Below are 1,404 nucleotides of genomic sequence, written 5' to 3'. Positions count from 1 at the left end.
TGGCGCTCGCCGGGCTGCTGGGGGCGTGCGCGCTGCTGGCGTTCCGGCCGCTGCTGATCGCGGTGGCCGTGGTGGGCGCGACCGGCCGCGCCGCGCGCCGCCGGGTGCCGGGCGGTGCGCCGGGCCCGCATCTGCTCGTCCACGCCCGGCTCCTCGTGCACTCCGTGGGACGGAGGGGTCCGCCGCTCGGCGCCGGTGCCTTCTGAGCAGCAGGACCCCGGACCGTACGACCCCGCGAACCCCACGGAGAACATCACCATGAGCAAGCGCAACAGCCAGGCCAGCAAGACCGCCGCCCGCGAGCGGCTGCGCGCGGAGCGCGAGCGCCAGGCCAAGAAGGACCGGGCCCGCCGGCAGGTCGTCGTCGGCGTGTCGGTCGTCGCCGGCATCGCGGTCATCGGCGGCATCGCCTTCGCCTGGCAGCAGATGAACAAGCCGACCCGCTGGGAGGAGGCGGCCGACGCGAAGCTGGTCGCCCCCGCGAACACCTCCGGCAAGGACGGCACCACCGTGGTCGTCGGCAAGGACAGCGCCAAGAAGACCCTCAAGGTCTACGAGGACCCGCGCTGCCCGATCTGCGCCCAGCTGGAGCAGACCGTCGGCCCGACGATGAAGAAGGACATCGATGACGGCAAGTACAAGGTGCAGTTCATCGGTGCCTCCTTCCTGGACACCAACATCCCCGGCGAGGGCTCCCGCAACGCCCTGAGCGCCCTGGGCGCGGCGCTGGACGTCAGCCCCGAGGCGTTCACCGAGTACAAGTCGGCGCTCTACTCGGCGAAGTACCACCCGGAGGAGACGGACGACAAGTTCAAGGACAGCGACTACCTCATCGAGATAGCCGACACCGTCAAGGAACTCAAGGGCAACAAGGCGTTCCAGAAGGCGGTGCACGACGGCACCTACGACAAGTGGGCGCTGACCCTGAGCAAGAAGTTCAACGAGGACGGCGAGAAGTACGACTTCCAGGGCACGCCCACCCTCGTCATGGACGACAAGAAGGTCACCGGCAGCGACAACAAGAACGCGCCGATGACCGTCGAGGAGTTCAACACGGCGATGGCCGCCGCGCTCAAGGGCTGACCCTCCGGCCCCCGGACGGTGGCGGGCCCCGGCGGGTCCGCCACCGTCCGAATCCGGCCACCCGGCTCCACGGGGTCGCCGATTGGGCCGGATCACCTCTCCCCACTCATGACATGCACACGTAATCTCCCGGCGCAGGTGAGGAAACCCCTCCCCTTCCCACGTCCGCGAGGAGACCCCTGTGCGCACTCCCGCCCGTCTGTCACCGCGTCTGCGTCACCGTGCGACCGTCATCGCCACCCTGGCCGGCACCCTGGCCCTGGCCCCCCTGGCCCTCCCCTCCGGCGCCACCGCCGCACCCTCCGGCGCCACCGCCGCCCG

The 1,404-nt window shown here is 70.7% G+C and carries 1 protein-coding gene and 1 pseudogene; both read left to right on the top strand.

Annotated features, from left to right (window positions below; genetic code table 11):
- Window positions 1–206, top strand: a pseudogene (locus MHW47_RS35415) (hypothetical protein); the annotation flags it as partial.
- Window positions 207–258: 52 nt separating this feature from the next.
- A complete protein-coding gene (locus MHW47_RS35410; RefSeq protein ID WP_239227904.1) occupies window positions 259–1,083 on the top strand; it encodes a thioredoxin domain-containing protein in 825 nt (274 codons plus the stop codon).
- Window positions 1,084–1,404 lie beyond the last annotated feature (321 nt).

The sequence above is a fragment of the Streptomyces sp. OfavH-34-F genome (assembly GCF_022347745.1).
In the GTDB taxonomy this organism is placed as follows: Bacteria; Actinomycetota; Actinomycetes; order Streptomycetales; family Streptomycetaceae; genus Streptomyces.
The sequence above is the reverse complement of the archived record's forward strand: the minus strand, read 5'-3'. Positions and strand labels throughout refer to the sequence as shown.

Coding starts and splice junctions, on each gene's coding strand:
- MHW47_RS35410 (WP_239227904.1), top strand. CDS start 259: ATGAGCAAGCGCAACAGCCAGGCCAGCAAGACCGCCGCCCGCGAGCGG.